The 23,357-nt window shown below is 71.5% G+C and carries 24 protein-coding genes and 1 tRNA gene; 11 read left to right on the top strand and 14 right to left on the bottom strand.

Annotated elements, in window-relative coordinates:
* Window positions 1-16 precede the first annotated feature (16 nt).
* Entirely contained in the window at window positions 17-493 is a 477-nt protein-coding gene (locus AB0F04_RS01605; protein ID WP_362036566.1) for a DNA starvation/stationary phase protection protein, read from the bottom strand.
* Window positions 490-747, bottom strand: a complete 258-nt coding sequence (locus tag AB0F04_RS01600; RefSeq protein WP_362036564.1) for a WhiB family transcriptional regulator — start codon at window positions 745-747, stop codon at window positions 490-492. The genes AB0F04_RS01605 and AB0F04_RS01600 overlap by 4 nt, the downstream gene beginning before the upstream one ends.
* 183 nt (window positions 748-930) lie before the next feature.
* Here AB0F04_RS01600 and AB0F04_RS01595 point away from each other — a divergent pair, with 183 nt between their 5' ends.
* A complete protein-coding gene (locus AB0F04_RS01595; protein ID WP_362036562.1) occupies window positions 931-2,118 on the top strand; it encodes a thiolase family protein in 1,188 nt (395 codons plus the stop codon).
* A gap of 74 nt (window positions 2,119-2,192) precedes the next feature.
* Complete coding sequence (locus AB0F04_RS01590) at window positions 2,193-2,966, top strand: sulfite exporter TauE/SafE family protein (protein ID WP_362036560.1); 774 nt, start codon at window positions 2,193-2,195, stop codon at window positions 2,964-2,966.
* A gap of 10 nt (window positions 2,967-2,976) precedes the next feature.
* Here the strand turns inward: AB0F04_RS01590 and AB0F04_RS01585 are convergent, their stop codons facing one another.
* The gene (locus AB0F04_RS01585; protein ID WP_362036558.1) at window positions 2,977-3,777 is read right to left on the bottom strand and encodes an HAD-IIA family hydrolase; all 801 of its coding nucleotides are present in this window, start codon (window positions 3,775-3,777) and stop codon (window positions 2,977-2,979) included.
* Window positions 3,778-3,863: 86 nt separating this feature from the next.
* Here AB0F04_RS01585 and AB0F04_RS01580 point away from each other — a divergent pair, with 86 nt between their 5' ends.
* The gene (locus AB0F04_RS01580) at window positions 3,864-4,715 is read left to right on the top strand and encodes a cobalt-precorrin-6A reductase (protein WP_362036556.1); all 852 of its coding nucleotides are present in this window, start codon (window positions 3,864-3,866) and stop codon (window positions 4,713-4,715) included.
* Here AB0F04_RS01580 and cobF read toward each other — a convergent pair.
* Window positions 4,675-5,445 (bottom strand): precorrin-6A synthase (deacetylating), encoded by a 771-nt coding sequence (cobF, locus tag AB0F04_RS01575; RefSeq protein WP_362036554.1) that lies wholly within the window; start codon window positions 5,443-5,445, stop codon window positions 4,675-4,677. The genes AB0F04_RS01580 and cobF overlap by 41 nt on opposite strands.
* Window positions 5,446-5,493: 48 nt before the next feature.
* Window positions 5,494-6,054 carry a DUF309 domain-containing protein gene (locus AB0F04_RS01570; RefSeq protein WP_362036552.1) on the bottom strand — a complete coding sequence of 187 codons (561 nt, stop codon included), beginning with the start codon at window positions 6,052-6,054 and terminating at the stop codon, window positions 5,494-5,496.
* A 98-nt stretch (window positions 6,055-6,152) separates the two neighbouring features.
* Between AB0F04_RS01570 and AB0F04_RS01565 the strand changes: the two genes are divergently transcribed.
* The 3 genes from AB0F04_RS01565 (at window position 6,153) to AB0F04_RS01555 (ending at window position 8,236) form a co-directional block, all read left to right on the top strand.
* Window positions 6,153-6,226: transfer RNA gene (locus AB0F04_RS01565), tRNA-Pro, on the top strand.
* A 146-nt stretch (window positions 6,227-6,372) separates the two neighbouring features.
* Window positions 6,373-7,356 (top strand): aldo/keto reductase, encoded by a 984-nt coding sequence (locus tag AB0F04_RS01560; protein ID WP_362036550.1) that lies wholly within the window; start codon window positions 6,373-6,375, stop codon window positions 7,354-7,356.
* Window positions 7,357-7,411: 55 nt separating this feature from the next.
* Complete coding sequence (locus tag AB0F04_RS01555; RefSeq protein ID WP_362036548.1) at window positions 7,412-8,236, top strand: DUF427 domain-containing protein; 825 nt, start codon at window positions 7,412-7,414, stop codon at window positions 8,234-8,236.
* A 25-nt stretch (window positions 8,237-8,261) separates the two neighbouring features.
* On the opposite strand, the gene AB0F04_RS01550 is transcribed toward AB0F04_RS01555, so the two are convergent.
* From AB0F04_RS01550 to iolC, 6 genes are read right to left on the bottom strand one after another with little or no spacing between them, the layout of a single operon-like run.
* On the bottom strand, window positions 8,262-9,047 hold the full coding sequence (locus AB0F04_RS01550) for a GntR family transcriptional regulator (protein ID WP_362036546.1): 786 nt from the start codon (window positions 9,045-9,047) through the stop codon (window positions 8,262-8,264).
* A gap of 21 nt (window positions 9,048-9,068) precedes the next feature.
* Complete coding sequence (locus AB0F04_RS01545; protein WP_362037306.1) at window positions 9,069-10,562, bottom strand: CoA-acylating methylmalonate-semialdehyde dehydrogenase; 1,494 nt, start codon at window positions 10,560-10,562, stop codon at window positions 9,069-9,071.
* Between the two features lie 42 nt (window positions 10,563-10,604).
* Entirely contained in the window at window positions 10,605-12,476 is a 1,872-nt protein-coding gene (gene iolD, locus AB0F04_RS01540) for a 3D-(3,5/4)-trihydroxycyclohexane-1,2-dione acylhydrolase (decyclizing) (RefSeq protein ID WP_362036544.1), read from the bottom strand.
* Window positions 12,473-13,366, bottom strand: coding sequence for a 5-deoxy-glucuronate isomerase (gene iolB, locus AB0F04_RS01535; RefSeq protein ID WP_362036542.1), 894 nt, complete (start codon window positions 13,364-13,366; stop codon window positions 12,473-12,475). The genes iolD and iolB overlap by 4 nt, the downstream gene beginning before the upstream one ends.
* A 13-nt stretch (window positions 13,367-13,379) precedes the next feature.
* Window positions 13,380-14,258 carry a deoxyribose-phosphate aldolase gene (locus AB0F04_RS01530; RefSeq protein WP_362036540.1) on the bottom strand — a complete coding sequence of 293 codons (879 nt, stop codon included), beginning with the start codon at window positions 14,256-14,258 and terminating at the stop codon, window positions 13,380-13,382.
* Between the two features lie 13 nt (window positions 14,259-14,271).
* Window positions 14,272-15,249 carry a 5-dehydro-2-deoxygluconokinase gene (gene iolC / locus AB0F04_RS01525; RefSeq protein ID WP_362036538.1) on the bottom strand — a complete coding sequence of 326 codons (978 nt, stop codon included), beginning with the start codon at window positions 15,247-15,249 and terminating at the stop codon, window positions 14,272-14,274.
* 321 nt (window positions 15,250-15,570) lie between these two features.
* On the opposite strand from iolC, the gene AB0F04_RS01520 reads away from it, so the two are divergent.
* From AB0F04_RS01520 to AB0F04_RS01500, 5 genes are read left to right on the top strand one after another with little or no spacing between them, the layout of a single operon-like run.
* A complete protein-coding gene (locus AB0F04_RS01520) occupies window positions 15,571-16,590 on the top strand; it encodes a sugar ABC transporter substrate-binding protein (protein ID WP_362036536.1) in 1,020 nt (339 codons plus the stop codon).
* On the top strand, window positions 16,590-17,669 hold the full coding sequence (locus AB0F04_RS01515) for an ABC transporter permease (protein WP_362036534.1): 1,080 nt from the start codon (window positions 16,590-16,592) through the stop codon (window positions 17,667-17,669). Before AB0F04_RS01520 ends, AB0F04_RS01515 begins: the two co-directional genes overlap by 1 nt.
* Window positions 17,670-17,674: 5 nt before the next feature.
* Window positions 17,675-18,586 (top strand): ATP-binding cassette domain-containing protein, encoded by a 912-nt coding sequence (locus tag AB0F04_RS01510; RefSeq protein ID WP_362036532.1) that lies wholly within the window; start codon window positions 17,675-17,677, stop codon window positions 18,584-18,586.
* Between the two features lies 1 nt (window position 18,587).
* On the top strand, window positions 18,588-19,490 hold the full coding sequence (locus AB0F04_RS01505) for a sugar phosphate isomerase/epimerase (protein WP_362036530.1): 903 nt from the start codon (window positions 18,588-18,590) through the stop codon (window positions 19,488-19,490).
* An 18-nt stretch (window positions 19,491-19,508) separates the two neighbouring features.
* Window positions 19,509-20,528 (top strand): Gfo/Idh/MocA family oxidoreductase, encoded by a 1,020-nt coding sequence (locus tag AB0F04_RS01500; RefSeq protein ID WP_362036528.1) that lies wholly within the window; start codon window positions 19,509-19,511, stop codon window positions 20,526-20,528.
* Window positions 20,529-20,619: 91 nt separating this feature from the next.
* Here AB0F04_RS01500 and AB0F04_RS01495 read toward each other — a convergent pair whose 3' ends face one another.
* The 3 genes from AB0F04_RS01495 to AB0F04_RS01485 all read right to left on the bottom strand — a co-directional run bounded on the left by AB0F04_RS01495 (window position 20,620) and on the right by AB0F04_RS01485 (window position 23,260).
* Entirely contained in the window at window positions 20,620-21,006 is a 387-nt protein-coding gene (locus AB0F04_RS01495; RefSeq protein WP_362036526.1) for a hypothetical protein, read from the bottom strand.
* Between the two features lie 224 nt (window positions 21,007-21,230).
* Entirely contained in the window at window positions 21,231-22,259 is a 1,029-nt protein-coding gene (locus AB0F04_RS01490) for a Gfo/Idh/MocA family oxidoreductase (protein WP_362036524.1), read from the bottom strand.
* Window positions 22,256-23,260, bottom strand: coding sequence for a Gfo/Idh/MocA family oxidoreductase (locus AB0F04_RS01485; protein WP_362036522.1), 1,005 nt, complete (start codon window positions 23,258-23,260; stop codon window positions 22,256-22,258). The genes AB0F04_RS01490 and AB0F04_RS01485 overlap by 4 nt, the downstream gene beginning before the upstream one ends.
* Between the last annotated feature and the right edge of the window lie 97 nt (window positions 23,261-23,357).

The raw sequence follows: 23,357 nt of genomic DNA, 5'->3' as shown, positions 1-23,357 counted from the left end.
CCGGTCCGCCCGCGCGTCAGCGGGGGAAGTTCTCGGCGTCGAACATCCACCGCTGCTTCTCCAGCTCCGCGGTGACGCCGATCAGCAGGTCCTGCGTGACCGGGTCCGCCTTCTCGGTCGCGTCGATGCGCTCACGCAGCCGGGCGACCGCGTCCTGCAGTGCGTCCACCATCACCTGCACGGCGTCCGAGTCGCGCACCCAGCCCTCCTGCGGGGCGGGCAGCGTGAAGGTCTTGGCGACGGTCTCCGGCCGGCCGTCCGGCGGGACGCCCAGCGCCGCCGACCGCTCGGCGACCGTGTCGGCGAAGTCCCTGGCCGATGTGACCACCTCGTCGAGCTGGAGGTGGATGGACCGGAACCGCGGTCCGACGACGTTCCAGTGCGCCTGCTTCCCGACCAGCGAGAGCCCGAGCAGATCCACCAAGGTGTCCTGGAGTGCCTCGCAGGCGACCTTTCGGGCGTCGTCGGGCAGGGTGCTCCTCACAGTCGTCATAGGGCGCTTCTCCTTCTCGCGTCGTTCCTGGTCGTCCGGAGCAGTGCGTCGCGCTCCTCCTCACCGGTGCCGCCCCACACGCCCGCGGCCTGGCCGCTGCTCAGCGCGAAGTGCAGGCACTGGTCGCTCACGGGGCAGCGCGCGCAGACCCGCTTGGCGGCGCTCACGTCGCGCAGGGCGGGGCCGGCGGTGCCGACGGGAAAGAACAGCTCGGGGTCCTCGCCCACGCAGGCGGCGCTCCGCAACCACTCCATGAACGCGCGGGTGCCCCCGGCACAACGGTGCAAACGCGACGCGTGAGCATCGTCCGGCCTGCGGTACGGCTGCGGGGAGCAGCGGAAGGCGCATCATCTTCACAGGCGGCGGACCGACGGGCTATAGTCCGAAACTAGCAGTGCTAATTAATGCGTGTTGATGCGCGGCGTGAGGAGCCTTTCGTGCGTCCCGTCCACTTCGCGGCCGCCCGCCGCACCCCCATCGGCAAGCTCAGGGGATCCCTCTCCTCCGTCCGTCCCGACGACCTCGCCGCGACCGTGGTCCGCGCCCTGGTCACCGGCGTGCCCGCGCTGGACCCGGCACGGATCGACGACGTCTACTGGGGCGCCGCCAACCAGGCGGGCGAGGACAACCGCAACGTCGCCCGCATGGCCGCGCTGCTCGCCGGTCTCCCCGACTCCGTGCCCGGCGCCACCGTCAACCGGCTCTGCGCGTCGGGCCTGGAGGCCGTGACCACGGCCGCCAGGACCATCGCCGCCGGCGAGGCCGACGTCGTGATCGCGGGCGGCTCCGAGTCGATGAGCCGCGCCCCCTTCGTCCTGCCCCGCCCCGACGAGGCCCTGCCGCACCGCATGGAAACCGCCGACACCCGCCTCGGCTGGCGCCTGGTCAACCCCGCCATGCGCGAGCTGCACGGCCTGCTGGCCATGGGCGAGACGGCCGAGGAGGTCGCCACGCGGTACGGCATCGCGCGCGAGCGCCAGGACGACTTCGCCCTGCGCAGCCACCAGCGTGCCGCCCTGGCCCGCAAGAACGGCCACTTCGACGACGAACTCCTCCCCGTGGAGCGCCCCGACGGGGTGGTCGTCGACACCGACGAGTGCGTCCGCGAGGACACCTCGGCCGAGAAGCTGTCCCGGCTCAAGCCGGTCTTCCGTGACGGCGGCACGGTCACCGCGGGCAACGCCTCGCCGATGAACGACGGCGCCGCCGGCCTCCTCCTCGTCAGCGAGGACGCCCTGAACGACCTGGGGCTTCAGTCCCTCGGCCGCTACGTCGCCGGAGCCTCCGCCGGTGTCCACCCCGACGTCATGGGCATCGGCCCCGTCCCCGCCACCCGCAAGGTGCTCGCCCGCGCCGGCTGGAGCGTCGGCGACCTCGAGGAGGCCGAGTTCAACGAGGCCTTCGCCGCTCAGGCCCTGGCCTGCGTCGACCAGCTCGGCATCGACCCGGAGCTGGTCAACCCGAGCGGCGGAGCGATCGCGCTGGGCCACCCGCTGGGCTGCTCCGGAGCACGCATCCTGACGACGCTGCTGCACCGGATGCGGCGCACGGGAGCGGGGCGGGGCCTGGCCACGATGTGTGTCGGGGTGGGCCAGGGCAGCGCGGTTCTCGTCGAGCGGCCCTGACACTCCCGGCGGCGCCCACCAGGCGAGACAGCGCTTACGAGCACCTGTTCGTTGCACATAGCATCAGTGTTCGCATGAACACCATGACGCTCTGGCACATCACCGGCTGGGAGTTCGCCGCCCTCGCCTTCGCGGCCCTGCTCGTCGGTTTCTCGAAGACCGCCGTGAGCGGGGCCAACACGGTCAGCCTCGCCGTCTTCGCGGCCGTGCTGCCCGCCCGCGCCTCCACCGGCGTGCTGCTGCCCCTCCTGATCGCCGGCGATCTCCTGGCCGTCGCCACCTACCGGCGGCACGCCCACTGGCCCACGCTGTGGCGGCTGTTCCCCGCGGTGGCCGCCGGCGTGGTCGTCGGCACGGTGTTCCTCCTGTGGGCCGACGACGCGATCGTACGGACCTCGATCGGCGCGATCCTGCTGCTGATGGCGGCGGTGACGGTATGGCGCCGACGCACCGCCGACAGGGAGGAACGACCGGAGTCGGTCACCACCCGGACGGGCCGGCTCAAGGCCCGCTCCTACGGTGTCCTGGGCGGCTTCACCACCATGGTGGCCAACGCGGGCGGGCCGGTGATGTCGATGTACCTGCTCTCCGCGGGCTTCCGCAAACTCGGCTTCCTCGGCACCTCGGCCTTCTTCTTCCTGATCGTCAACGTCTCCAAGCTGCCCTTCAGCGCCGGCCTCGGCCTGATCGACGGCCGCTCGCTCCTGCTCGACCTGGCGCTCGTGGCGTTCGTCGTGCCCGGGGCGCTGTTCGGCAAGTGGGCCGTGCACCGCATCAACCAGCGGCTGTTCGAGCAGCTCGTCATCGCGGCGACGATCGTGGGCGGTCTGCAGCTGTTGCTGCGCTGACTCCCGCGAGCTACCGCCGCGCCGACTCCCGCAGCAGCGCCGGAACATCCGCGAAGGAGTCGATCACGTGGTCGGGCGTGCCGTCGGCGGCCCGCAGGGTCTCCTCCTGGAACTTCCCGGTCCGCACGAGCACACCGGTGACCCCGGCCCGCTGCGCCGCCAGCACGTCGGACTCGACGTCGTCGCCGACCATCACCGCCTCGTCCGCCCCGACGCCCAGCCGGGCGAGCGCCGCATCGAAGAACGCCCGCGCCGGCTTGCCGGTGATCTCGGCCTCCACCCGCGCCGCCCGCTCCAGCCCGGCCAGGAACGCCCCGGAGTCCAGCCGCAGCCCCTCGGCGGTACGCCAGTACAGGTTGCGGTGCATCGCGACCAGCCGCGCCCCGCGCTGCAGATGCCCGAAGGCCCGGTCGAGCGCCGCGTAGCCGAACTCGGGGCCGGCACCGCCGACCAGCACGACATCCGGCACGCTGCCGGTGTCGCCGGCCTCGACGACGGTGACACCGTCCAGGTCCTCCGCGATGTCGCCGCTGTTCAGCAGCGCACACCGGGCACCGGGACAGTGCTCGGACAGGTACGCGGCGGTCGCGGCGGGCGCCGTGAGGATGTCCCCGGCGGACACCGGGAACCCCGCCTCCGCCAGCGTCCCCGCGATCGAGGCCCGGGTCCGGGAGGTGGTGTTGGTGACCAGCAGGACGCCGAGCCCGGCCTCCCGGATCTCCCGCAGCGCCTCGACGGCCCCGGGCAACGGCCGCCACGAGACGGTGAGCACCCCGTCGATGTCCACGAGCACCGCACGCACGGACTTCATGCCAGGACGATAACGACCGGGGGCCCTGCTCGCCGGTCGGCACCCACGTCGCCCCGCGAGGAACCGGACCTCGTACGCTCGACGTCGTGTCCCCCCACGTCCTGATCCTCGGCGGAACGACCGAGGCCCGTGCCCTGGCCGCGGCGCTGTCCAGCCGCCCCGGCGTCCGTGTCACGACCTCCCTCGCGGGGCGCGTCGCCCAGCCGGGCGCACTCGACGGGGAGGTGCGCGTGGGGGGCTTCGGCGGGGCCCGGGGACTGGCCGGATGGCTGCGGGAGGAGGGCGTGGACGCGCTCGTCGACGCCACGCACCCCTTCGCCGAGTCGATCACCGCCAACGCCGCCCGCGCCGCCACCGAGACCGGCGTCACCGCCGTGGTGCTCCGCCGCCCCGGATGGCGACCCGGCCCCGGGGACCACTGGCACCCGGTCCCCACCCTGGACGCCGCCGCGGACCTGCTCCCGCGCCTCGGCCGCCGGGTGTTCCTCACCACCGGGCGCCTCGGGCTGGCCTCCTTCGCGCATCTGACGCGCCTCCACTTCGTCGCGCGGTCGGTGGACCCCCCCGAGCCGCCGCTGCCCCCCGACACCCACGTCCTGCTCGCACGCGGCCCCTTCACGGTTCCCGGCGAGACGGCCCTGCTGCGCGAGCACCGCATCGACGTCCTGGTGACCAAGGACAGCGGGGGAGCGGCCACGGCGGCCAAACTGACGGCCGCCCGGGACCTCGGGCTGCCGGTCGTGGTCGTACGGCGGCCGCCGCTGCCGGACGGCGTGACGGCCGTACCCGATGTGGAGGGCGTACTGGCCCGGTTGGGGCTCGGGCAGGACCCGCGTGGGCTGCGTGCGCAGGCCGGATCGTCTCCACGAGTGACCGGTGACGGGCCCGCCTGTCCCGTCAGTCGCGGGGATGCCGGCGCAGCAGGTACGTGTCCATAATCCAGCCCTTGCGCTCACGGGCCTCGGCCCGCAACCGCTCGATGCGGGGCGCCGCCTCGGCGATCGGGCCGGAGACGAGGATCTCGTCCGGCGTGCCGATGTAGGCGCCCCAGTAGATGTCGACGTCCTCCTGCGCGTACCGCCGGAAGGTCTGGTGGGCGTCGAGCATGACCACCACGTCGTCCACGCCCTCCGGGAAGCCCTCCGCCAGTCGGCGGCCGGTGGTGATCTGCACCGGCCGGGCGACGCGGTTGAGGCCCGTGCGGTGCCGGGCGACGAGTGCCGAGACGCTGCTGATGCCGGGCACGACGTCGTACTCGAACGCCACGGCGCCCCGCTCCAGCACCTCCTCCAGGATTCCCAGCGTGCTGTCGTACAGCGACGGGTCCCCCCACACCAGGAACGCGCCGGTCTGCTCCTCGCCGAGCTCCCGGGTGATCAGCCGCTCGTAGATGTCGGCGCGGGCGCTGCGCCAGTCCCCGACGGCGGGGGAGTAGGCGGCGCCGCCGGCGCTCCGGTCCCGCTCCGGATCACGCGCCTCGACGACGCGGTACGTTCCCTCGGGCACGTGCGCGTCGAGCATGTCCCGGCGGAGCCCGGTGAGATCCGCCTTCACCTCGCCCTTCTCCAGGATGAAGAACACGTCCGTGCTCCGCAGCGCCCTGACCGCCTGGAGGGTGAGCTGGTCGGGGTCGCCCGCGCCGATACCGATGACATGAATCTTTCGCACGCCCCGAGTCTGCCGCACGGGTTCGACGGCCCGATCACGGGCCCGGGTTCAGCTCTCCCCGTGGTCGGGCCGGCTCCCGGCCGCCCCAGCGCGCAGCCGTGGCGCCCGCGCCCCCGCGTCCACCGCCCGGCCGTCCCGCTCGACCTCCCCGGCCAGCTCCCGTGCCCACGCGGCCACGCCGGCGACGTCGATCCCGTGCGGCAGGGCCTGTCCGGCCTCGGACGCCCAGGCCTCGGCCGCTCCCGCCCCGCGGCGCAGGAGCCGGGCCCCGCCGGTCAGGTTCCCCCGGGCGGCGTGCGTGAGCCCGACGGCGAGCTGGGCGAGCCCGCGCCACAGCTCGCGCTCCTGGCCGGGCCCGGACTTCCACGCGTCCTCGAAGACCTCGTGCGCGTGGAACGGCTTTCCCTCGTCCAGCAGCCGCTGCGCCTCCTCGACGGTCTCCTCGGGGGTGCGGACGACGCCCTCGGGCTGCCGGGCCACACCGTCCGCGCCGTACGGCAGCGGCCGCCCGAGTCCGTCCCGGGGCCGGGCGTTGCGCGCCCGCCCCTCACCGTCGCGGTCCCTCGTGTCGCCCGGCCGGCCCGAGCCGGTCTCTCCTGTGCTGCCCATGGACCGATTGTCCCGCCCGGCCCGTTTTCGGCGCGGCCCGGGGTGTGGGGTAAGGTGCTGTTCGCGCGATCACGCGGCTCACCGCGGGTGGCGCGCACCGGGACGTGGCGCAGCTTGGTAGCGCACTTGACTGGGGGTCAAGGGGTCGCAGGTTCAAATCCTGTCGTCCCGACGGTGCGAAGGGTCCCGCAGGCCGATGCCTGCGGGACCTTTTCGTTGTGCGCACAAGTGGTGCGTGGCCCCTTGCCTTCAAGAGCACTCCAAGCTGAAGACTCCCCTGTGTGCCCGAGACCCGGAGCACCGGAGGGAGCGACACCCGTGAAATACCGCACGATCGGCACGGACCCCACGACCCGCCGCGAGGTGAGTGTCCTCGCGCTCGGCGCGATGCTGTTCGGCTCGGTGACGGACGAGGCGACGTCCTTCGCCGTACTCGACCGCTACGTCGAAGCCGGCGGGAATTTCATCGACACGTCCGACAACTACGCCTTCTGGACGGACGGCGGTCAGGGCGGCCAGAGCGAGGAACTCCTCGGCCGCTGGCGGCGCAGCCGCGGCATAGCCGGCGAGATCGTCATAGCGACCAAGCTCGGCGCCCGCCCCCTGGCCCCCGGCACCGGCTACGTCGACAACCCCGAAGGCCTCTCCGCGAAGGTGATCCGCGAGTCCGCCGAACGCAGCCGCGAGCAGCTCGGCGTCGCCAAGGTCGACCTGCTGTACGCGCACATCGAGGACCACACCGTCGACCCGCGGGAGACCGTCGAGGCCTTCGGCGCCCTGGTCGCCGAAGGCACCGTCGGACTGCTCGGCGTGAGCAACCACGCCGTGTGGCGTGTGGAGCGCGCCCGGTCCCTCGCCGCCGCGGCCGGACTCCCCGGCTACGAGGTCCTCCAGTACGCCCACACCCACCTGCGCCCCCGCGCCGACGTCCCGGGCGGCCTGTTCCCGGACGGCAGCCTCGGCTACGCCGGCCCCGACCTGCTCGGCTACCTCAGGGCCGAGCCCGGCCTGACCCTGGTCGCGTACTCGCCGCTGCTCGGGGGCGCGTACACCCGCCCCGACCGCATGCCCGCCGAGTTCGACCACCCCGGCACCCCGGCCCGGCTCGCGGTGCTGCGGGACGTGGCCCGCGAGACGGGTGCGACCGTCAACCAGGTCGTGCTGGCCTGGCAGATCGGCGGCGACCTGCCCGTCGTGCCGCTCGCCGGGGTCTCCTCGGTCGCCCAGCTCGAGGAGAACCTGGCCGCCGTGGACCTGGAGCTGACCCCCGAGCAGCGCGCCCGGCTGGACGCCGTGCACTGACACCGTGGGACCGTGGAGGGGAACGGCATCCGGACCTCCGGAAGGAGCACCGGCCATGACCACCCACCCGGCCCACCCCGCCGCCCGCTCGATCAGGACCACCCCGGAAGGCCTCATGTGGGAGCCCAGTGAGCGCTGGGTGCGCGGCCGCAAGGGCGACATCACCGTCGTCGACAGCCGGCACCCGGTGCTCGTCTGGGAGCCCCGCCTGCCCGTGCCGCAGTACGCCTTCCCCGAGGAGGACGTCCGCACCGATCTGCTCCGCCCGGCCGCGAACCCGCCCGTCGGCGCCCACACCGGCTCCCGGGTCTTCTACGACCTCGACGCCGACGGCGAGGTGCGCGAGAACGCGGCCTGGACGTTCCCCGTCGACGACCTGGCCGGCCACATCGCCTTCGAATGGTTCCTGCGCAAGGACACCGGCCTCGACCACTGGTACGAGGAGGACGAGGAGATCTTCGTCCACCCCCGTGACCCGCACAAACGCGTCGACGCGCTGCCGAGCAGCCGGCACGTGCGGGTCGAGATCGACGGGCAGGTCGTCGCGGACAGCCACGCCCCGGTCCTGCTCTTCGAGACGTCCCTGCCCACCCGGTACTACCTCCCCCGCGAGGACGTCCGCCTCGACCTGTTCGACGGCACCGACCACCACACCGCATGCCCCTACAAGGGCACCGCCTCCTACTGGTCCTGGCGCGGGGAGGCCGACGTGCCGCCGAACCTCGTGTGGACCTATCCCGAGCCGCTGCCCGCCGTGGCGGCGATCCGGGGGCGCGTCGCCTTCTTCAACGAGGTCGTCGACATCACGCTGGACGGCGAGCGACTGGAGCGGCCCGACACGCCGTTCAGCCGGATGCTGCGGCAGCGGAGCCGCCCGTGAAGCCGTCGGGCGGGCGGGCCGCCGTTCACGGCCGCACCAGCAACTGGAAGTCGAACGAATAGTGCGAGGCCCGGTAGACGTGCGCTCCGTACTCGACCGGGCGCCCGGTGTCGTCGTACGCCGTGCGCTGCATGGTGAGCAGCGCCGCCCCCTCCTCCTCGTCCAGGCGGGACGCCTCGTCCGCCGTGGCCGCGCGGGCGCCGACGGTCTGGCGGGCGCTGTGCAGGGTGATGCCCGCCGAACGCATCACGCGGTACAGGCCGGTCGACTCCAGGCGGGCGCTGTCGAGGGTCAGCAGCGACGCGGGAAGGTGGTTGCGCAGCAGCGCCACCGGCCGTCCGTGGGTGCGGCGCAGCCGGTCCAGGACCGTCACCTCGGCCCCCTCCGGCACACCGAGGGCGGCGGCCACGTCGCAGGCGGCCGGGACGACCTCGTTGCGCACGACCTCCGTGGTCGGCCCCTGCCCGGCCGCCTCCAGGTCGTCGTAGAGGCTGCTCAGTTCCAGTGGGCGCCTGACCTGGCTGTGCACCACCTGCGTGCCGACGCCGCGCCGCCGCACCAGCAGCCCCTTGTCGACGAGGGACTGGATGGCCTGGCGGACGGTGGGACGGGACAGACCCAGGCGGACCGACAGGTCCACCTCGTTGCCCAGGAGGTTCCCCGGGGCGAGGACCCCGCGCTCGATCGCCGCCTCCAGCTGCTGCGCGAGCTGGTGATAGAGCGGTACGGGGCTGCTCCGGTCCAGGGCGAAGTCCAGCGCGCCGAGCGCCGGGGCGGCCGTGGTGCGGGCCCGGTCACCGGACTTCGCCATGGATGAACCGCCTTACGGGTGTCAGGAGTTGCTCGGGAAGCCGAGGTTGATGCCGCCGTCGGAGGGGTCCGGCCAGCGGGTGGTGATGACCTTGCCCTGCGTGTAGAAGGCGATGCCGTCGTTGCCGTAGATGTGCAGGTCGCCGAAGAGGGAGTCCTTCCAGCCGCCGAAGGAGTGGTAGCCGACGGGGACCGGGATCGGCACGTTGACGCCGACCATGCCCGCCTTGACCTCCAGCTGGAAGCGGCGGGCCGCTCCGCCGTCCCGGGTGAAGATCGCGGTGCCGTTGCCCCAGCGCGAGGAGTTGATCAGCCGGATGGCCTCCTCGTACGTCTGCGCACGGACGACCGCCAGCACCGGGCCGAAGATCTCGTCCTTGTACGCGTCCGCCGTCAGCGGCACCCGGTCCAGCAGGGAGACGCCGAGGAAGAAGCCGTTCTCGTGGCCGTCGACCGAGAAGCCCGTGCCGTCCACGACGACCTCGGCACCCTGCTCCGCGGCCGACGCCACGTACGACGCCACCTTGTCGCGGTGCTCGCGGGTGATCAGCGGGCCCATCTCCGAGGCCGGGTCGTCGCCGGGGCCGATCTTCAGGCCCTTCGCCCGCTCGGCGATCTTGCCGACCAGCTCGTCGCCGATGTCACCGACGGCCACGACCACCGACACGGCCATGCAGCGCTCGCCCGCCGAGCCGTACGCCGCGTTGATCGCCTGGTCCGCGGCGAGTTCCAGATCGGCGTCGGGCAGCACCAGCATGTGGTTCTTGGCGCCGCCCAGGGCCTGCACCCGCTTGCCGTGTTCCACGGCCTTCAGCTGGATGTACTTGGCGATCGGGGTCGAGCCGACGAAGGACACCGCCTCGATGTCCGGGTGCTCCAGAATGCGGTCCACTGCCGTCTTGTCGCCCTGCACGATGTTCAGGACGCCCTCCGGCAGACCGGCCTCGGTGGCCAGCTCGGCCAGCCGCAGGGAGGCCGAGGGGTCCTTCTCGGACGGCTTCAGCACGAACGTGTTGCCGCAGGCGATCGCCAGCGGGAACATCCACATCGGCACCATCGCCGGGAAGTTGAACGGCGTGATGCCCGCAACCACGCCCAGCGGCTGGCGGATCGAGGCGACGTCGACCCGGCTGGAGACCTGGGTGGACAGCTCGCCCTTGAGCTGGACGGAGATCCCGCACGCCAGCTCCACGATCTCCATGCCGCGCGCGACCTCGCCGAGCGCGTCGGAGTGCACCTTGCCGTGCTCGGCGGTGATCAGGGCGGCGATCTCGTCGCGGTGGGCGTCCAGCAGCTCGCGGTACTTGAACAGGATCGCCGTGCGCTTGGCCAGGGAGGACTCGCCCCAGCTCGCGAAGGCGGCCTTGGCGGAGGCGACCGCTGCGTCGACCTCCTCGACCGACGCGAAGGCGACCTGCTTCTCCTGGGCGCCGGTCGCCGGGTTGTAGACGGGGCCGAACCGGCCGGAGGTGCCTTCGACGGGCTTGCCGTCGATCCAGTGGGTGAGGGTCTTCATGGTGCGCAAGGGCCTTTCGTGGAGCCTTGGTTCAGGGAGAGTTCAGAGGTGACGGCGACGGTCGGCGACCTGCCGGTCGTAGCGCTCGCGGGCCTCGACGGCGGCCTCGCGGGTGGCGGTCTCGGCCACCGGCACGTCCCACCAGGCCTCGGCCGGGGGAGCGGTGGGCGCCGGGTCGGTCTCGACGTAGACGCACGTCGGCCGGGCGGAGGCGCGGGCCGCGGCGAGCGCCTCGCGCAGCTCACGGACGGTCTTGGCGCGCAGCACGTCCATGCCGAGGCTGGCCGCGTTGGCGGCGAGGTCCACGGGCAGCGGGGCGCCGGTGAAGGTGCCGTCGGCGGCCCGGAAGCGGTAGGCGGTGCCGAACCGTTCGCCGCCCGTCTCCTGCGAGAGACCGCCGATGGAGGCGTAGCCGTGGTTCTGGATCAGGACGATGTTGAGGGGCAGGCCCTCCTGGACGGCGGTGACGATCTCCGTCGGCATCATCAGGTAGGTGCCGTCACCGACCAGGGCCCACACGGGCGCGCCGGGGGCGGCCTGCTGGACGCCGATGCCGGCCGGGATCTCGTAGCCCATGCAGGAGTAGCCGTACTCCAGGTGGTACTGGCGCGGGCTGCGCGAGCGCCACAGCTTGTGCAGGTCGCCGGGGAGCGAGCCGGCCGCGTTGATCACCACGTCGTCGTCGCCGACCGCCGCGTCCAGCGCGCCGAGCACCTGCGTCTGGGTCGGGACCGCGCTGTCGTCGTCAGCGCGGTAGGCGGCCTCGACGACCTCGTCCCAGCGCTCCTTGCCCAAGCGGTACTCGGCCTCGTAGGCCTCGGACACGTGGTGCCCGGCCAGCCCCTCGGCCAGCCGTTCCAGTCCGGAGCGCGCGTCGCACACCAGGGTCCGCGCGGCCAGCTTGTGCGCGTCGAAGCCGGTGATGTTGAGGTTGAGGAACCGCACGTCGGGGTTGCGGAAGAGGGTGCCCGAGGCGGTGGTGAAGTCGGTGTAGCGGGTGCCGACGCCGATCACGAGGTCGGCGGTGCGGGCGAGTGCGTCGCTGACCGCGGTGCCGGTGTGGCCGATGCCGCCGAGGTCGGCCGGGTGGTCGTGGCGCAGCGAGCCCTTGCCGGCCTGGGTGGAGGCGACGGGGATGCCGGTGGCTTCCACGAACGCCTTCAGGGCGTCCTCGGCCTCGCTGTGGTGGACGCCGCCGCCCGCCACGATCAGCGGCCGTTCGGCCGACCGGATCGCCTCGACGGCAGCCGTGAGCTCCACCGGGTCCGGCACGGGACGCCGTACGTGCCAGACGCGCTCGGCGAAGAACTCCTCCGGCCAGTCGTACGCCTCCGCCTGCACGTCCTGGGGCAGGGCGAGGGTGACGGCGCCGGTCTCGGCGGGGTCGGCCAGCACCCGCATCGCCTGGAGCGCCGAGGGGATCAGCGCCTCGGGGCGGGTGATCCGGTCGAAGTACCTCGACACCGGGCGCAGCGTGTCGTTGACCGACACGTCGGCCTCGACCGGGTGCTCCAGCTGCTGCAGCAGCGGGTCGGGGGCGTGCGAGGCGAAGTAGTCACCGGGCAGGAGCAGCACCGGCAGCCGGTTGATCGTCGCCAGGGCGGCGCCGGTGACCAGGTTGGTGGCGCCCGGGCCGATCGAGGTCGTCACCGCCTGCGCGGAGAGGCGGTTGAGCTGCCGGGCGTAGCCGACGGCCGCGTGCACCATGGACTGCTCGTTGCGGCCCTGGTGGTAGGGCATCACATCGGCGTACTCGACCAGCGCCTGGCCGACCCCGGCGACGTTGCCGTGGCCGAAGATGCCCCAGGTCCCGGCGATCAGCCGGCGGCGCACGCCGTCCCGCTCGGTGTACTGGGCGGACAGGAACCGCACCAGGGCCTGGGCGGTGGTCAGTCGGCGGGTGCGGGCGCTCATACGGAGGTCTCCGGGGCGGTGTAGAGGGGGAGGCGGGGGTCGACCGGCCGGCCCGGCCAGGTGTCACGGACCCAGGCGTGGTCGGGGTGGTCGCAGATCAGCCAGGCGCGCTCGGCCTCCGGGCCCGCCATGACGTTGAGGTAGTACATGTGGTGGCCGGGCGTGGCCATCGACGGACCGTGCCAGCCGTCCGGGATGAGGACGACGTCGCCGTCGCGCACCTCCGCCAGCACGTCGGTGTCCCGGCCCGGGCCGGACGGGGAGACACGCTGGTAGCCGAGGCCCGGGATGCCGCCGTGCCCGGCGAACTCGAAGTAGTAGATCTCCTCCAGCACGGACTCCTCGCCGGGCCGGTGCTCGTCGTGCTTGTGCGGCGGGAACGACGACCAGTTGCCGCCCGGGGTGATCACCTCGACCGCGATGAGCTTGTCGCACTCGAAGACCCCGGCCGCGCCGAAGTTGTTGACCTGCCGGGAGCAGTTACCGGTGCCCCGCAGCTCGACGGGCACCTCGGACGCCGGGCCGTAGCGGGCGGGCAGACGGCGGGTGCAGCGCGCGCCGGTCAGCGCGAACCGCCCGCCCGCGGCGGACGTCACGGTCGCGCGGGCGTCGCGCGGCACGTACGCGAAGTCGCTGACGCCACTGAACACATCGGCGCGGCCCTGGAGTTCGAAGGTGTCCTGGCCGAAGTCGTCCGCCGCGGCGACCGTGCAGCCGCCGCTCAGCGGGACGACGATCCACTCGCTGTCGCCGGTGTCGAAGGAGTGCGCGCCGCCCGGCGGCAGCTCCAGCACGCGCAGGCTGGAGTGACTCCAGCCGGCCTTCTCGGGCGTGACGTCGACGGCGTAGGGGCCGCCGAGGGCCTTGCCGGCGGGAAGGTGGTACGTCATTGCATCCTCCGGATCACAGCAGACCGACGGCCGTGTCGACCGCTTCTTCCACGCTGCCCCCGGCCGGGTAGAGCAGCGACCGTCCGACCACCATGCCCTGGACGGTGGGAAGCCGCAGGGCCTTGCGCCAGCGTTCGTAGGCGCCTTCCTGGTCCTCGCCCACCTCGCCGCCGAGCAGGACGACGGGCAGCGTGGAGGTCTCCAGGACCTCGGCCATGTCGTCCGGGTCGTCGGTGACGGGCAGCTTCAGCCAGGTGTAGGCGGAGGTGCCGCCCAGACCCGAGGCGATGGCGATCGACCGGGTGACGGCTTCGGCGGACAGGTCGTTGCGGACCCGGCCGTCTGCCCGCCGCGATATGAACGGCTCCACGAACAACGGCAGCCGCCGGTCCGCCATGGCGTCGATCGCCCGCGCGGTGGACTCCAGCGTGGTCAGCGAACCCGGGTCGTCGTAGTCGATGCGGACCAGGAGCTTGCCCGCGTCGAAGCGGAGCCGGGCGATGTCCTCGGCGCGGTGGCCGGTGAAGCGGTCGTCCATCTCGAAGGACGCTCCGGCCAGGCCGCCGCGGTTCATGGAGCCCATGACAACCTTGTCGTCGAGGACACCGAGGAGCAGGAGGTCCTCCAGGATGTCGGCGGTGGCGAGCACCCCGTCGACGCCGGGCCGCGACAGGGCGGTGCACAGCCGCCCGAGCAGGTCCGCGCGGTTGGCCATGGCCAGGCGCCGGTCCCCGACCCCGAGGGCACCGCGGGCCGGGTGGTCGGCGGCCACGATCATCAGGCGGCCGCTGTCGCCGATCAGCGGGCGCCGCACCCGGCGGGCCGCGGCTTCGGCGACGGCCTCGGGGTTGCGGGCTCTGACCGTGGTCAGGTCGGGGATGCCGATGTTCAAGGAAGGCTCCGTTTCAGTGGCTCGTGCTCGGCGACGGCACCCCGGCGAGGAGGCCGGCGACCTCTGCCTCGGTGGGCATCGCGGAGGAGCAGGCGAGGCGGGAGGCGACGAGGGCGCCGGCGGCGTTGGCGTGGCGCATGGTCCGCTCCAGGTCCCAGCCGGCGAGCAGACCGTGGCAGAGCGAGCCGCCGAAGGCGTCGCCCGCGCCGAGGCCGTTGACCACCTCGACCGGCACCGGCGGCACCTCGGCCCGGGTGCCGTCACGGTGCACGGCCAGGACGCCCTTGGGGCCCTGCTTGACGACGGCCAGCTCCACCCCCGCCTCCAGCAGCGCCTCCGCGCAGGCCTGGGGCTCGCGCACACCGGTGGCGATCTCGCACTCGTCCAGGTTGCCGACCGCGACCGTGGCGTGCCGCAGGGCCTCGCGGTAGTACGGGCGGGCCTCCTCCGGATCGCGCCAGAACATGGGCCGCCAGTCGAGGTCGAAGACAGTGGTCCCGGCCTTGTCGCGGGCCTTGAGGGCGGCGAGCGTGGCGGAGCGGCTCGGCTCCTCGCTCAGGCCGGTGCCGGTGATCCAGAAGATCCGGGCGTCGCGGACGGCGAAGAAGTCCAGTTCGTCGGTGTGGATCTCCAGGTCCGGCGCCTTGGGGCGGCGGTAGAAGTACAGCGGGAAGTCGTCGGGCGGGAAGATCTCGCAGAACGTGACCGGCGTCGGGTACGCCGCGACCGGGGTGACCCAGCGGTCGTCGACGCCGAAGCCCTTGAGTGCCTCGTGCAGATACGTGCCGAAGGGGTCGTCTCCGGTGCGCGTGATCACCGCCGTACGGCGTCCGAGGCGGGCGGCGGCGACCGCCACATTGGCCGCGGAACCTCCCAGGAACTTCCCGAACGTCTCCACTTTCTCCAAGGGGACGCCGGTCTGCAGGGGATAGAGGTCGACCCCGATGCGGCCCATCGTGATCACATCGAAATACTGGGCTGGCTCGGCCATGCGCGACCTCCTCGGGAAGCTGGGGATGCGGGTCCTGGGGCGCCCTGGCACGGTGGGGCGTGGCTCCACGGGACCTGCCGCCCCCCAGGTGTAGGTCCCGGAGGGCGGCCCTGTCAATAGTTTGTACTTACATTCGGACCTGCTCGTGAAATGATGTCTTAACAAAGTATTGACAGCGAGCGCGGCAGGGACTTGTATCCCGTGGCATCACGACAGTCCGCTTGCGGCATCATGATCCGGACTCCGTAAGGCTCCGGGACCACGGACCCCTTCGTGATCCCTTCCTTTCCCCCGCAGTAGCACAGTGAGGTGCCAGGAAAGATGGACCGCTCTTCCCACCCCCGCTCTCGCAGGTTCGCGCCCGTCGTCGCCGTGGCCGCGGCAGCGGCCCTGACCCTCGCCGGCTGCTCCAGCAGTTCCGGAGGCAAGAAGGCCGAGGAAGGTGCCGCCGGCGCCTCGGCCGGCAAGGCGACCACGCCCCGCATGACCGTCGCCCTCGTCACGCACCAGGCGCCCGGCGACACCTTCTGGGACACCGTCCGCAAGGGCGCGCAGGCCGCGGCGGACAAGGACAACATCAAGCTCATCTACTCCGCCGACCCGAACGCGGGCAACCAGGCCAACCTGGTCCAGACGGCGATCGACCAGAAGGTCGACGGCATCGCGGTCACCCTCGCCAAGCCGGACGCCATGAAGGCCGTCATAGGCAAGGCCGAGAAGTCCGGCATACCCGTCGTCGGCCTCAACTCCGGTCTGAGTGACTGGAAGCAGTTCAACATGCTGGAGTTCTTCGGCCAGGACGAGTCCGTCGCGGGCGAGGCCTTCGGCAAGAAGCTCAACGAGGTCGGTGCCAAGCACGCCCTCTGTGTCGTCCAGGAGCAGGGCAACGTCGGTCTGACCCAGCGCTGCGACGGCGTGGAGAAGACGTTCGACGGCAAGCTCGACGTCCAGAACGTCAACGGCACGGACAAGCCGTCGGTGAAGTCGACGCTCACCGCCAAGCTGAAGCAGGACTCCTCCATCGACTACGTCGTCACGCTCGGAGCCCCGTTCGCGCTGACCGCGGTGCAGTCGGTCAGTGACGCCGGCAGCAAGGCGAAGGTCGCGACCTTCGACCTCAACAAGGAACTCATCAAGGCCGTGAAGGACGGCGACATCCAGTTCGCGGTCGACCAGCAGCCCTACCTCCAGGGCTACCTGGCCGTCGACGGCCTGTGGCTCTACAAGAACAACGGCAACTACAGCGGTGGCGGTGAGCAGCCCGTGCTGACCGGCCCGGCCTTCGTCGACAAGTCCAACGTCGACAAGATCGGGGAGTTCGCCGCGAAGGGCACCCGGTGATGAGCATGACCCAGAAGGCTGCGCCGGCGGTGACCACGCCGCCGGCCTCCGGCCCGGGGAACGAGAAGGACGGGCGGACCCAGCAGCGCCCCCTGGCGCTGAGACTGCTCGCCCGGCCCGAGGTGGGCGTCTTCCTCGGCGCTCTGGCCATTCTGGTCTTCTTCCTGATCATGGCGCCGACCTTGCGCCAGGGCAGTTCGATGTCGACGGTCCTCTACCAGTCGTCGACCATCGGGATCATGGTCCTGCCGGTGGCGCTGCTGATGATCGGCGGCGAGTTCGACCTGTCCTCCGGCGTCGCGCCGGTCGCCTCGGCGCTGACGGCGAGCATGACCGCCTTCGAGCTGACCCTGAACGTCTGGGTCGGCGTGATCGTGGCCCTGGTGGTGTCGCTCGCGATCGGCTTCTTCAACGGGTGGCTGCTGGTGAAGACCGGGCTGCCGAGCTTCCTGGTCACCCTGGGCACGTTCATGGGCCTGCAGGGTGTGAACCTGGCGGTGACCAAGCTGGTCACCGGCAACGTCGCCACGGACGACATCAGCGACATGGACGGCTTCGACCAGGCCAAGGCGGTGTTCGCCTCGTCCTTCGACGTCGGCGGAGTCAACGTCAAGATCACTGTCGTGTGGTGGCTGGTCTTCGCGGCGCTGGCCACGTGGGTCCTGCTGCGCACCAAGTACGGCAACTGGATCTTCGCCGTCGGCGGCAACAAGGACAGCGCCCGCGCGGTCGGCGTCCCGGTGAACTTCACCAAGATCTCGCTGTTCGTGCTGGTCGGTTTCGGCGCCTGGTTCGTCGGCATGCACAACCTGTTCCAGTACAACACCGTGCAGTCCGGTGAGGGCGTCGGCAACGAGCTGATCTACATCGCCGCGGCGGTGGTCGGCGGCTGTCTGCTGACCGGCGGTTACGGCACGATCATCGGCCCGGTCTTCGGCGCGTTCATGTTCGGCCTGGTCCAGTTGGGCATCGTCTACGCCACCTGGAACCCCGACTGGTTCAAGACCTTCCTCGGCGTGATGCTCGTAGGCGCCACCCTCGTCAATCTGTGGGTCCGCAAGCAAGCGACCCGGAGGTGATCGGAATGACAAGCAACTCCACCGGCACCCACGGGGCCGCTGTGAAGGACACCCCGCCCGCGGACGAGCGTCCCGTGATCGAGCTGAAGGCAGCGGGCAAGTCCTACGGCAACATCCGTGCCCTGCACGGCGTGAGCATGGAGGTCCACCCCGGCAAGGTGACCTGTGTCCTCGGTGACAACGGCGCCGGCAAATCCACCCTCATCAAGATCATTTCGGGTCTGCACCAGCACACCGAGGGCGAGTTCCTCGTCGACGGCGAACCGGTGCGCTTCTCCACCCCGCGCGAGGCCCTCGACAAGGGCATCGCCACCGTCTATCAGGACCTCGCCGTCGTCCCGCTGATGCCGGTGTGGCGCAACTTCTTCCTCGGCTCCGAGATGACCAAGGGCCCCTGGCCGCTGCGCCGTCTCGACATCGAGCAGATGAAGAAGACCGCGGACGAAGAGCTGCGCAACATGGGCATCGTCCTGGATGACATGGAGCAGCCGATCGGAACGCTCTCCGGCGGCCAGCGCCAGTGCGTCGCCATCGCCCGCGCCGTCTACTTCGGAGCCCGCGTGCTCATCCTGGACGAGCCGACCGCCGCCCTGGGCGTCAAGCAGTCCGGCGTGGTGCTGAAGTACATCGCCGCCGCCCGGGAGAAGGGCCTCGGCGTCATCTTCATCACGCACAACCCGCACCACGCCTACATGGTCGGTGACCACTTCAGCGTGCTGCGCCTGGGCACCATGGAACTGTCCGCCTCCCGCAGTGAGGTCAGCCTCGAAGAGCTGACCAACCACATGGCCGGCGGCACCGAGTTGGCGTCCCTCAAGCACGAGTTGGCTCAGGTCCGCGGCGTCGACGTCGAAGAGCTCCCTGAAGAGGGGGACATCACCGCCCCCGCAGCCACGTCCTCGGAAGGAAAGTCCTGACATGGCCCACGCGCTCGACCGCATCCGGGTCGGCTCCGCCCCCGACTCCTGGGGCGTCTGGTTCCCCGACGATCCTCAGCAGGTGCCCTGGGAACGCTTCCTCGACGAGGTCGCCGAGGCCGGCTACTCCTGGATCGAACTCGGCCCGTACGGCTACCTGCCCACCGACCCGGCCCGGCTCACCGACGAGGTGAGCAAGCGCAACCTCAAGGTGTCGGCCGGCACCATCTTCTGCGGCCTGCACCGCGGCCCCTCCGAGTGGGACTCCACCTGGGAGCAGGTCAGCAACGTCGCCGCGCTCACCCAGGCCATGGACGCGAAGCACCTCGTCGTCATCCCGTCCTTCTGGCGCGACGACAAGACCGCCGAGATCCTGGAGGCGCCGGAGCTCACCACCGAGCAGTGGGGCAACCTCACCACGGGCATGGAGCGCCTCGGCCGCGAGGTGAAGGACAAGTACGGCCTGGACATCGTCGTCCACCCGCACGCCGACACCCACATCGACACCGAGGAGCACGTCGAGCGGTTCCTCGACTCGACCGACTCCGACCACGTCAACCTGTGCCTGGACACCGGGCACTACGCCTACTGCGGTGGCGACAGCGTCAAGCTGATCGAGACCTACGGCGAGCGCATCGGCTACCTGCACCTCAAACAGGTCGACCCGGAGATCCTCGCCGACGTGGTGAAGAACGAGATGCCGTTCGGCCCCGCGGTGGCCCGCGGTGTGATGTGCGAACCGCCCGCCGGTGTCCCCGAGCTGGGTCCGGTCCTCACCGCCGCCCAGAAACTCGGCGTGGACCTGTTCGCCATCGTCGAGCAGGACATGTACCCCTGCGAGCCGGACAAGCCGCTGCCGATCGCGGTGCGCACCCGCAAGTTCCTGAGGTCCTGCGGCGCCTGACGACCCGAGAGGACGGCCATGACGGAGCGCGCCCCGCTGGGAATCGCGGTCATCGGTACCGGAAGGATGGGCGCCGACCATGTGCGCCGCATCCGCGACGTCACCAGCGGAGCGCGGGTGGCCGCCGTCGTGGACGTCGACGCGGAGCGCGCGAAGGCCGTCGCCGCCCGTGTCGACGGCTGCACCGCCCACACCGACCCGGCCGCCGCGATGGCCGCGTCCGACGTCGACGCCGTCCTGATCGCCTCCCCGGGCCCGGCCCACGAAGCCACCCTCCTCGCCGCCTTCGAGCATGATCTGCCCGTCCTGTGCGAGAAGCCGCTCACCCCCGACGCGACCTCCGCACTGCGCGTCCTCGACGCCGAACTGCGCCTCGGCCACCGCCGGGTCCAGGTCGGCTTCATGCGCCGCTACGACCCCGAGTACGCGAAGCTGAAGGCCCTGCTGACGACCGGTCAGCTGGGCCGCCCGCTCATGGTGCACAACCGGCACCGCAACGTGGCCAGCCCGCCCTTCTTCACCAGCTCCATGCTCATCAGCGACTCCGTCGCCCACGAGGCCGACGCGACCCGCTGGCTGCTGGGCCACGAGATCACCGCCGTCACGGTGCTGCGCCCCACCCCCTCGGCCAACGCCCCGGACGCCCTGCAGGACCCCCAGTTCGTCGTCTTCGAGACCGACGGCGGCGCCCTCAGCGACGTCGAGATCTTCGTCAACTGCGGCTTCGGCTACCAGGTCCAGGCGGAGGTGGTCTGCGAACGCGGCACCGCCCGCATCGGCGACGGCCACGCCCTGGTCACCACCATGGCCGGCCGCTGGGGCGGCACCATCGCCCAGGACTTCACCGAACGCTTCGAGACGGCCTACGACCAGCAGATCCAGGCCTGGGTCGACGCCACCCGCCACGGCGAGGTCACCGGCCCGAGCACCTGGGACGGCTACGCCGCGGCGGCGGTGTGCGAAGCGGGGGTGCGGGCGCTGGAGGACGGCGGCCGTGTGGAGGTCGCGTTGGTGGAGAAGCCCGCCCTGTACCGGTGAGATGCATACGACTTGCCGCCCCGACTCCTCGTCGGGGCGGCAAGTTCGCAATCATCGTGGAGTGCGCCGCGCCAGGCGCGGCTTTACTCCGTCACCACTTCTTGCAGGCGGTCCCGAGGATCTGCTGGTTGTCGACCCGCTTGATCGAACCGCAGCTTTTGATTCCGACGCCCTTGGCGTATGTGGCGTCTATCTTGAACTTGTGAGTGCAGCTGCCACCCGTGCTGCTGCCGCCGCAAATCATGGTGTGCGTCTTGGTCGGTGAGGTGGTGGCGAAATAGGTGAACTGATACTGGGCAGGTCCCTGGGGTTCCGGGAGCCCGTGGATGGTGACCGAGCTGACGTGCGTACCGCTGCCGAAAATCACCATTTCCACGTTGCCGCCGGTGACCGTCTCGTCGGCAGACGCCGGTGCGGATGCCATGGCCGTCATCGCCACTGCCGCGACCCCGGCGCCGATCAGTCTCCTGACCCTCATGTTGTTGCCTCCTCGTTCCCCCGGACGCCACTTCCTGTGGCGCACTGGTCAGTTGGAGGCTACATGGATTGAGCTATCGGGCGGCTGTTCCTCGGAAATTGGCGTGTGCCTTTTTGGAGGAGGTCCGCCATTTCGGATCGGCTCAGAGGGTTTTATTAAATTCCTGGAGTGTCCGGGATATCCGTCACGCCCAGGATTCGGAGTGCGTATTCGGTTCTGCCCTTTCAGCTGACACCGGCGCGTGCCGTACGAGGACGCGGCTCGAACCCCGCCTCCCGGTAGCACGCGTCGATGAGCTCCATCGTCGTCATCGCGTCGTCCGCGTCCAGCGGCAGCGGCGTGCCCTCCCGTACCCGGGCCGCGAACGCCTCCAGCTGGTACGTGTACGACGAGCGCGTGCCGAGGTGTTCCGTGCGCTCGCCCTCGGGTGTGCGGATCACGACCCGGTCGTCCATCTGCGGCAGGACGAAGTTCGGGGCGGTCGCCTCGCCCCGGGAGCCGACGATCCGGATGCTCATGTCCAGGCCGCCGTACGCCATGTGGCAGCGGGCCGAGCCCGTCGCACCGCCGGGGTACTCCAGGTCGGCGTCGAGCCACTCGTCGACGCCGGGCGCGCCCGCGCGCTCACCTGCCCGGGCCGCGGTCAGGCGCGGGGCGCCGCCCGCCCAGGGGGCGAGCATCCGCAGCGCGTGCAGGCTGTAGCAGCCGAGGTCCATCAGGGCGCCGCCGGCCAGCGGCAGCGACCAGCGCGGGTCGGTGTCCGGCGGCGCTGCGATGGCGACCATGGCCTCGACGTGCCGCAACTCGCCGAGTTCACCCGAGGCCAGCAGCTCGTGGAGGCGCCGGGTGACGGGGTGGAAGAGGTAGTGGAAGGCCTCCATGAAGACCGTCCCGGCTCTCCCGGCGGCCTGCCGCACTTCCGCCGCCTCCGCGGCGTTGCTCGCCGAGGGCTTCTCCGACAGCACGTGTTTGCCGGCCGCGAGGGCGGCCAGATTCCACGGCCCGTGCAGGCCGTTGGCGAGCGGGTTGTAGACGACGTCGATCCCGGGGTCGGCGATCAGCTCGGCGTAGGAGGACGCGACCCGCTCCACGCCGTGCCCGGCGGCGAACGCCTCGGCCCGGGCACGGTCGCGCGCGGCCACCGCGACGAGGCGGTGGCCGGTCGCCCGGGCCGGGTCGATGAGGGAGCGTTCGGTGATGCGCGCGGCTCCCAGCACACCTATGCGCAGGGGTTCCCGGCCCTTCCCGGTCATGCCCGGCGTACCTCCTCGATGGTCACGGGGCGGTGCTCGTGCAGCGACAGCGTGCACGCGTCGGCGATCCAGCCCGCCTCCAGGGCGTCCTCGATCGTGCAGGGGGAGGGACGTGTGCCCGCCACGACCTCGGTGAACGCGGTCAGTTCGGCGCGGTAGGCCTCGGTGAAGCGGTCCATGAAGAAGTCGTGCGGCGTGCCCGCGGGGAAGGTCACGCCCGGCTCGACCGAGCGCAGCGGCAGCTTGTCCTCCAGGCCGACCGCGATGGAGTCCTCGAAGCCGTGGATCTCCATACGGACGTCGTAACCCCGGCCGTTGTGCCGGGAGTTGGAGACCACCGCGATCGTGCCGTCGTCGAGGGTGAGGATCGCGCCGGTGGTGTCGGCGTCACCGGCCTCCTTGATGTACTCGGCCCCCCGGTTGCCGCCGACGGCGTACACCTCCCGCACCTCACGGCCCGTCACCCAGCGGATGATGTCGAAGTCGTGCACCGAGCAGTCGCGGAAGATGCCCCCGGAGGCGGCGACGTACCCGGCCGGCGGGGGCGCCGGGTCCAGCGTCGTCGAGCGGACCGTGTGCAGCGTGCCCAGTTCACCGCTCTGCACGGCGGCGCGGGCGTTGACGAACCCGGTGTCGAAACGGCGGTTGTAGCCGATCTGGATCGGCACGTCCCGGCCGGCCACCGCCTTGAGCACCTCGACCCCCTCGGCCATGGTCCTGGCGACGGGCTTCTCGCAGAAGACGGGGACACCGGCCTCGACACCGGCCAGGATCAGCGCCGGGTGGGCGTCCGTGGCGGCGGCGACGACGATGCCGTCCACACCGGCGGCCAGCAGCGCCTCCGGCGAGTCCACGACCTCGGCCCCGAACCGCTCGGCGGCGGCCTTGGCGGCGTCCGCGAACGGGTCGGTCAGGACGAGGGAGTCGACGGCGTCGAGTCCGGAGAGGGTCTCGGCGTGGAAGGCGCCGATGCGGCCGAGGCCGAGGATTCCGATACGCATGAATTGCTCCTTGATGTGGTGCACGCCCTCAGGGGCGCGGGGAACTGCGCGACCAGCCACGATGGCGCCGCACGCGACAGACGGACAAAGCGCGGCA

It is taken from the genome of Streptomyces sp. NPDC029041, from assembly GCF_040637515.1.
GTDB lineage: Bacteria > Actinomycetota > Actinomycetes > Streptomycetales > Streptomycetaceae > Streptomyces.
This window is presented reverse-complemented; position numbering and strand designations above follow the sequence as displayed.

Bases quoted from the DNA above. Each gene is read 5' to 3' on its own strand.
- AB0F04_RS01605 (WP_362036566.1), bottom strand. From the start codon at position 493: ATGACGACTGTGAGGAGCACCCTGCCCGACGACGCCCGAAAGGTCGCC.
- AB0F04_RS01600 (WP_362036564.1), bottom strand. From the start codon at position 747: ATGGAGTGGTTGCGGAGCGCCGCCTGCGTGGGCGAGGACCCCGAGCTG.
- AB0F04_RS01590 (WP_362036560.1), top strand. From the start codon at position 2,193: ATGAACACCATGACGCTCTGGCACATCACCGGCTGGGAGTTCGCCGCC.
- AB0F04_RS01585 (WP_362036558.1), bottom strand. From the start codon at position 3,777: ATGAAGTCCGTGCGTGCGGTGCTCGTGGACATCGACGGGGTGCTCACC.
- AB0F04_RS01570 (WP_362036552.1), bottom strand. From the start codon at position 6,054: ATGGGCAGCACAGGAGAGACCGGCTCGGGCCGGCCGGGCGACACGAGG.
- AB0F04_RS01555 (WP_362036548.1), top strand. From the start codon at position 7,412: ATGACCACCCACCCGGCCCACCCCGCCGCCCGCTCGATCAGGACCACC.
- AB0F04_RS01550 (WP_362036546.1), bottom strand. From the start codon at position 9,047: ATGGCGAAGTCCGGTGACCGGGCCCGCACCACGGCCGCCCCGGCGCTC.
- AB0F04_RS01545 (WP_362037306.1), bottom strand. From the start codon at position 10,562: ATGAAGACCCTCACCCACTGGATCGACGGCAAGCCCGTCGAAGGCACC.
- iolD (WP_362036544.1), bottom strand. From the start codon at position 12,476: ATGAGCGCCCGCACCCGCCGACTGACCACCGCCCAGGCCCTGGTGCGG.
- iolB (WP_362036542.1), bottom strand. From the start codon at position 13,366: ATGACGTACCACCTTCCCGCCGGCAAGGCCCTCGGCGGCCCCTACGCC.
- iolC (WP_362036538.1), bottom strand. From the start codon at position 15,249: ATGGCCGAGCCAGCCCAGTATTTCGATGTGATCACGATGGGCCGCATC.
- AB0F04_RS01520 (WP_362036536.1), top strand. From the start codon at position 15,571: ATGGACCGCTCTTCCCACCCCCGCTCTCGCAGGTTCGCGCCCGTCGTC.
- AB0F04_RS01515 (WP_362036534.1), top strand. From the start codon at position 16,590: ATGAGCATGACCCAGAAGGCTGCGCCGGCGGTGACCACGCCGCCGGCC.
- AB0F04_RS01510 (WP_362036532.1), top strand. From the start codon at position 17,675: ATGACAAGCAACTCCACCGGCACCCACGGGGCCGCTGTGAAGGACACC.
- AB0F04_RS01505 (WP_362036530.1), top strand. From the start codon at position 18,588: ATGGCCCACGCGCTCGACCGCATCCGGGTCGGCTCCGCCCCCGACTCC.
- AB0F04_RS01500 (WP_362036528.1), top strand. From the start codon at position 19,509: ATGACGGAGCGCGCCCCGCTGGGAATCGCGGTCATCGGTACCGGAAGG.
- AB0F04_RS01495 (WP_362036526.1), bottom strand. From the start codon at position 21,006: ATGAGGGTCAGGAGACTGATCGGCGCCGGGGTCGCGGCAGTGGCGATG.
- AB0F04_RS01490 (WP_362036524.1), bottom strand. From the start codon at position 22,259: ATGACCGGGAAGGGCCGGGAACCCCTGCGCATAGGTGTGCTGGGAGCC.
- AB0F04_RS01485 (WP_362036522.1), bottom strand. From the start codon at position 23,260: ATGCGTATCGGAATCCTCGGCCTCGGCCGCATCGGCGCCTTCCACGCC.